The 6126-nt window shown below is 47.3% G+C and carries 6 protein-coding genes; 4 read left to right on the top strand and 2 right to left on the bottom strand.

The window, feature by feature from the left end:
* Positions 1–170 precede the first annotated feature (170 nt).
* On the bottom strand, positions 171–1031 hold the full coding sequence (locus tag STRDD11_RS02330) for an RluA family pseudouridine synthase (RefSeq protein WP_128835356.1): 861 nt from the start codon (positions 1029–1031) through the stop codon (positions 171–173).
* Between the two features lie 173 nt (positions 1032–1204).
* On the opposite strand from STRDD11_RS02330, the gene pbp2a reads away from it, so the two are divergent.
* From pbp2a to secE, 3 genes are all read left to right on the top strand, one after another.
* Complete coding sequence (pbp2a, locus tag STRDD11_RS02325) at positions 1205–3433, top strand: penicillin-binding protein PBP2A (RefSeq protein WP_128834952.1); 2229 nt, start codon at positions 1205–1207, stop codon at positions 3431–3433.
* 121 nt (positions 3434–3554) lie between these two features.
* A complete protein-coding gene (rpmG, locus tag STRDD11_RS02320) occupies positions 3555–3707 on the top strand; it encodes a 50S ribosomal protein L33 (RefSeq protein ID WP_128834950.1) in 153 nt (50 codons plus the stop codon).
* Positions 3708–3721: 14 nt separating this feature from the next.
* On the top strand, positions 3722–3901 hold the full coding sequence (secE, locus tag STRDD11_RS02315; protein WP_128834948.1) for a preprotein translocase subunit SecE: 180 nt from the start codon (positions 3722–3724) through the stop codon (positions 3899–3901).
* Positions 3902–4320: 419 nt separating this feature from the next.
* Here secE and STRDD11_RS02310 read toward each other — a convergent pair whose 3' ends face one another.
* Entirely contained in the window at positions 4321–4587 is a 267-nt protein-coding gene (locus STRDD11_RS02310) for a hypothetical protein (RefSeq protein ID WP_128834946.1), read from the bottom strand.
* Between the two features lie 979 nt (positions 4588–5566).
* Here STRDD11_RS02310 and nusG point away from each other — a divergent pair.
* The gene (gene nusG / locus STRDD11_RS02305) at positions 5567–6103 is read left to right on the top strand and encodes a transcription termination/antitermination protein NusG (protein ID WP_128834944.1); all 537 of its coding nucleotides are present in this window, start codon (positions 5567–5569) and stop codon (positions 6101–6103) included.
* The last annotated feature ends 23 nt before the right edge of the window (positions 6104–6126 follow it).

Raw genomic sequence — 6126 nt, 5'->3', positions numbered from 1 at the left:
GTCTGTTTTTGAACCACTATTTGTGAAGGCAGCTTTTGCTAGATGAGAAATGGTTTTTCAGTTAATCTAGGCGGCGTGCTGCAGGCATGCTGGACATCTTCCGAAAGATTCAGGGATGCCTGCCGGGATATAGGGGGTTAGATGGTAAAATCAGCCATGGACACAGGCTCTTATCTCAACCCTTCCTCAAAACTCACTGACGGAGCCTCGACAAGCAGCTTCTCCAGCGTGAAAGGGTGGGTCAGGGTCAGCCGGTGGGCGTGGAGCATGAGGCGGCCCTGCGGCTGAGGATGGTAAAGAGGGTCGCCGACAATAGGCAGGCCATGGTGAGAAAGATGGACACGGATTTGATGGGTGCGGCCGGTTTTCAGCTGGCAGTTGACCAGACTGGTCTGGCTGAAGTTTTTCAGCCGCGTCACCTGGGTCTCAGCGGTCTGGCCCTTTTGGGGGTCCACCAGCCGCTTTCTGCGGTCATGGCGGTCGCGGCCGATTCGGTCCCTGAAGGTCATCGTTTTTTGACTGGGCTGCCCATCGGTCAGGGCCCAGTACTCTCTGCGGATCGCCTTGTTTTCTAACATCCGATTCAAAATAGGCAGGACGAAGGGGTTTTTGGCAAAGAGCACCGCTCCGCTGGTTTCCTTGTCCAGCCGGTGGACGACATAGCAGGTCTGACCGACATAGGCTGATACATGGTTGAGCAGAGCCAGTTCGGCCGGTTCATTGGCATGGGTCTTCATGCCCTCGGACTTGTTGACGATGATGAGGTGCTGGTCTTGGTAGAGCTCTTCGACCAGTTCGGCCCGGCCCATGAGAATGCTTTTGGGAGGATAGTCCTCTTCGTCAAAAGTCAGGCAGATCCGGTCTCCGGCCCTGACGGGACTCTGCCAGTTGATGCTTTGGCCGTTGATCAAGACATGCTTTTTGATGCGTAAAAAATGGCGGATTTTGCGGGGAATGAGAAAGTGCTCTTCCAGTAGTTCCTTGACCGTTGTGGCTGGCAGGGCAGCTGGGATTTCTATCATGAATTGCATGGTTTTATTGTAGCAGAAAGTCGGCCGTTTGGGAATCAGCAAGCCGGAATCGGCATCGCTCTCTTTTGGAAATCAGGACTTAATATACTCTTTTGCTTAAAGTTAACTAAAAATAGGCGAAGAAAGAAGGTCCTTTCTTGTCTGCACCTAAATAAGGTGATAAAATAAAGTTTATGAAGAACTTAAAAGATTTGTTTGAAAGATTAGTAGATTATTTTACGATCGATAAGCCCAAAAAGGCAGCAGAGGAGGTCGAGCTGGAAGGAGAAGAAGCGGCAGAGCCTAGCTTCAGCCGCTCAGGCAAAAACAGGAAAAAGCCCCTCTCTCAGCATCCTATCCGCCGGTTCTGGCGAAAATTTCATCTGACCAAGATTTTTCTGATTTCTGGTCTGACCTTTGGTCTGGTTGTCGGCGGCTATCTCTTTTATGTAGCCAAGACGACCAATGTCAAGGATCTGCAGAATGCCCTTAAGGCGACCACGCTGATTTACGATAAAGACGGCGGCGAAGCAGGCAGCCTGTCCGGGCAGAAGGGGACCTATGTCGAGCTGACGGAGATCAGTCAGGATCTGCAGAATGCAGTCATTGCGACGGAGGACCGCAGTTTCTATGAAAACGGCGGAATCAACTACGGCCGCTTTATCCTGGCTATTTTGACAGCCGGGCGCTCAGGCGGCGGTTCCACCATTACCCAGCAGCTGGCTAAGAATGCTTACCTGTCTCAGGACCAGACCATCGAGCGCAAGGCCAAGGAGTTCTTCCTCGCCTTGGAAATCAATAAAAAGTATACCAAGCAGGAGATTCTGACCATGTACCTCAATAATTCCTATTTCGGAAACGGGGTTTGGGGAGTGGAAGATGCTGCCAAGAAATACTTCGGTGTATCAGCCGGTCAGCTCAGCCTGGATCAGTCGGCTGTGCTGGCGGGGATGCTCAAGGGACCGGAAATCTACAATCCGCTTTATTCTGTCGAAAATGCGACCAACCGTCGGGATACGGTCCTGCAGAATATGGTGGCGGCAGGCTATATTGATCAGGCGACAGCTGATCAGGCAGCTGCGGTGGGGATTGGCGGTCAGCTGGTGGATGCCTATGCCGGCAAATCAGAAGATTACCGCTATCCGTCCTATTTTGATGCGGTCATTAATGAGGCCATTAACAATTACGGCCTGACAGAGGAAGAAATCGTCAACAATGGCTACCGCATTTATACAGAGCTGGACCAGAATTATCAGGCCAGCATGCAGGTCATCTACAGCAATGTCAGTCTCTTTCCGGTGGCAGAAGACGGCACCATGGCTGAGTCAGGCAGTGTGGCGCTGGATCCGAAAACCGGCGGCGTTCGCGCCTTGGTCGGCCGGGTCAACAGTGAGGAAGGTTCTTCTTTCAGGTCCTTTAACTATGCGACTCAGTCCTCCCGCAGTCCCGGATCGACCATCAAACCTCTGGTGGCTTACAGTCCTGCGGTCGCTGCCGGCTGGCCCACGGATAAGGAGCTGGATAATACCCGCACCACCTTTGGCGACTACACCATCAATAACTACGGCAATATCCAAAGTTCACCGACAGTGCCGATGTACCAGGCTCTGGCTGAATCCCTTAATATTCCGGCTGTTTCGACAGTTGATGAATTAGGAGTCAATAAGGCCTTTGAGTACGGCAAGAAATTCGGCCTCAATATGGATAAGGTTGACCAGACACTGGGGGTTGCTCTGGGCAGCGGTGTCACGACCAATCCGCTGCAAATGGCACAGGCTTACTCTGTCTTTGCCAATGACGGTGTCATGAACGATGCCCATCTCATTACCAAGATTGAAAATGCCAGTGGCCAAGTTGTCAAGACCCATCGTCAGACCTCAACCCGGGTCCTCAATCACTCAACCACTGAAAAGATGACCAGCATGATGCTGGGAACATTCTCAAATGGTACAGGGATTTATGCGGCTCCTTACGGCTATACGATGGCTGGTAAGACAGGGACAACAGAGACGGATTTCAATCCGGATCTGTCCGGGGATCAGTGGGTCATCGGCTATACTCCGGATGTTGTCATCAGCCAGTGGCTGGGCTTCCCGACAACAGACGAGAGCCATTATCTGACGGGTACCAGTGCCAATGAAGCTTCGGCTGTCTTCCGCAATGTTGCCAATAGTATCCTGCCATATACCGAGGGCTCTTCATTTTCCGGTCAGGAAAATGCTTATGCTGAAAACGGTATTTCACCGGTGGACACTTATGGCACAGAGGAAACCGGCACAACGACTGAAAACAAGGACTTCCTGCAGGAGGTTCAGGATCGGGCTCAGAATCTGGTGGACGAGGCCAAGAAAGCGATTGATGATACAGGGCTGCCTGAGAAGGCCAAAAACCTTTGGGATACCATCACTAGCTGGTTCCAGTAAAACAGAGACTTGCCCCGTGCAAGCAGCATCAGACTGGGCAACAGGCCGAAGAAGCCGGACCCGCCGCTGAGCAGAGTGGACGCAGCTTGTCAAAAGCAAGGAATCCTGCTATAATAGGGCTATGGTATTAAAAAAAGCGAGCCTAGCGTGTACAGTATGCGGTTCCAGGAATTATTCTATCAAGCTTAGCAGCACTCCTAAACCAACACGCCTAGAAGTCAATAAATTCTGCAAACACTGCAGTAAATATACTTTACATAAAGAAACTAGATAGGAGATTTGATTGTTGTGAAATTCTTTAAAGATATTTTTAAACTGCTGAAAGATACAACTTGGCCTACCCGCAAGGAAAGATGGACAGATTTTATTTCTGTTATGGAATACACTGCCTTCTTTGTGGTAATCATTTATATCTTTGACAAGGTAGTTGCCAGCGGCCTTTTCCGCATTATCAATATTTTCTCATAGGCACTTGGCAGAAAATGGGGAAAAATACGATTGCTATTGTATGGCCTGCATCCCATCTATTCTGCGGGCAAAAAAGGCTTGTATATCCATGTTTGAATCAGACTTGACAGGGTATAAAAAAAGAGTTATGCTATTTATTGAGGATAGTTATACGCATGTCGTATCACTCAGAAGCTTTATCTATTGTGAGTAGGTAAAGCTTTTTGTATGCTTGTATCACTCTTTTGTTTCTAGGATCGTGCAGTGGAAGCTGACGGCCGCTATTGCTTGAGAAAGATTATGAATAGCATAAAAAAAAAGCCGAAGCCCCCATCTATTGTGAGTAGATGAGGGCTTCTTGTAGTTCTCATATGAGGGAGAACTATCGAGCGAATCAGCTCAGCTGATTCGACAGCTTCCTGATTTTGCACTTCAGCTTTTTAATTTGCTGGTGCAAATCCTGCTTTTGCAGGTTCAGCTGCTTTCGCTGAGACCTGGGGCAGGTATTCAGAGCTGCCTTGAGCTCTTTCAACTCGAGCTCTTTTTTCTGCAACTTGCGCTGCAGAAAAAACTTTCTGAATTCGCTGAGAAATCCAGCGAATCAATTTCTTCAGGCCTTTGTAAAGGTCTGAAAGAATGAGGACGGCAATCCCTGAAACAATGGTAGGGGCCGCGGTGCTCAGTGAGGTGAGGATGGTGTTGAGCATGTCGATCTTCTCCTAACTTGGGACATGCGGAACTTGTGGATTGTTAAAGAATACGCGTCTTCTTTAACTGTTAGCCAAGCTTGGCTTGTACCTTAAGGAGAAAGATTAGCTGATGGGCTGCGGGTCTGCAGTCGCTCATTTCATAATCTCGCCTCCATAAAAGGTAGAAAATTGTTCAAACAAAAAAGCCACAACTGCAGCTTTGCCTTTGAACCTTGTAAAACCAGCATCTTTTTCCTACTGGAAAATTCAACTGATCCGACATTCATCTTGATACAGCAAAAAAACTCTCAAACAAATGAAAAGCACACTAAAAACAGCTATTCCAAAACTGATAGAACAATCAATTTCAGTCCAGTGCAGAAAGAAAAACTTTCTCAGTGTTCTTTAAGCATTGCTCAAAAAGTCATCATTACCATAATCAACACAAAAATCTAAGCTGTTACATAAAAACTGTCAGAATACCAATCCCATAGCTTCGTAGATTGTTTGTTTGTATTCCTGCACTATCTCTTAAGCCTTCTATGTCTCAGTGGAGATTAGAAAGTCAGTTTTTAAAGATAGATGAAGCCGACGAGGCCTCATACCCAACTGAAAGATAACCATATAAAATGATAACTTTATTATACCACTCTGTTTTCCCCTGTCAAGGATTTGCAGGCAGTTTTTGACAATTCTTGTATATTTATGTCTCGGGTAAGACTTGACAGGGTATAAAAAGAAGTGCACTGACTGATGAGGATAGTTATCGGCATGCCGTATCACTCAGAAGCTTTATCTATTTGTGAGCAGATAAAACTTTTATATATTTGTAAATCCCGATAATCTGAAGGGACTGTCAAAGCAAGGCGACGAAGAAGTGGTTTGAAGAGATTTTCGAAGAGTATAAATTGCTTTGCATTTGCAGATTTTATGGTATAATAGGGCTAGAAAACAAGAACAGGAGCCGCAGGCTTTTTTATTTAGGAAAGGACAAGACATGGACAGTTTTGATAAAGGCTGGTTTGTACTGCAAACCTACTCAGGATACGAAAATAAGGTAAAGGAGAATCTCTTGCAGCGGGCGCAGACCTATAATATGCTGGAAAATATTCTGCGCGTGGAAATCCCTACTCAGACCGTACAGGTAGAGAAAAACGGCAAGACCAAGGAAGTGGAAGAAAACCGATTTCCGGGTTATGTCTTGGTTGAGATGGTCATGACGGACGAAGCTTGGTTTGTTGTGCGGAATACGCCTAATGTAACCGGCTTTGTCGGATCCCACGGGAACCGCTCTAAACCAACTCCGCTCTTGGAAGAAGAAATCCGCAATATCCTTATCTCTATGGGACAAACGGTTCAGGAATTTGATCTGAATGTCAAGGTCGGCGACACAGTCCGCATCATTGACGGCGCCTTTACGGACTATACCGGGAAGATTGCCGAGATTGACAATAACAAGGTCAAGATGATTATTTCTATGTTTGGCAATGATACAGTTGCTGAGGTCAATCTCAGCCAGATTGCAGAGCTTTAATTGACAAAGAAGGGGGAACCTCT

This window comes from Streptococcus sp. DD11, from assembly GCF_001578865.1.
Lineage (GTDB): Bacteria > Bacillota > Bacilli > Lactobacillales > Streptococcaceae > Streptococcus > Streptococcus panodentis.
The sequence above is the reverse complement of the archived record's forward strand: the minus strand, read 5'-3'. Positions and strand labels throughout refer to the sequence as shown.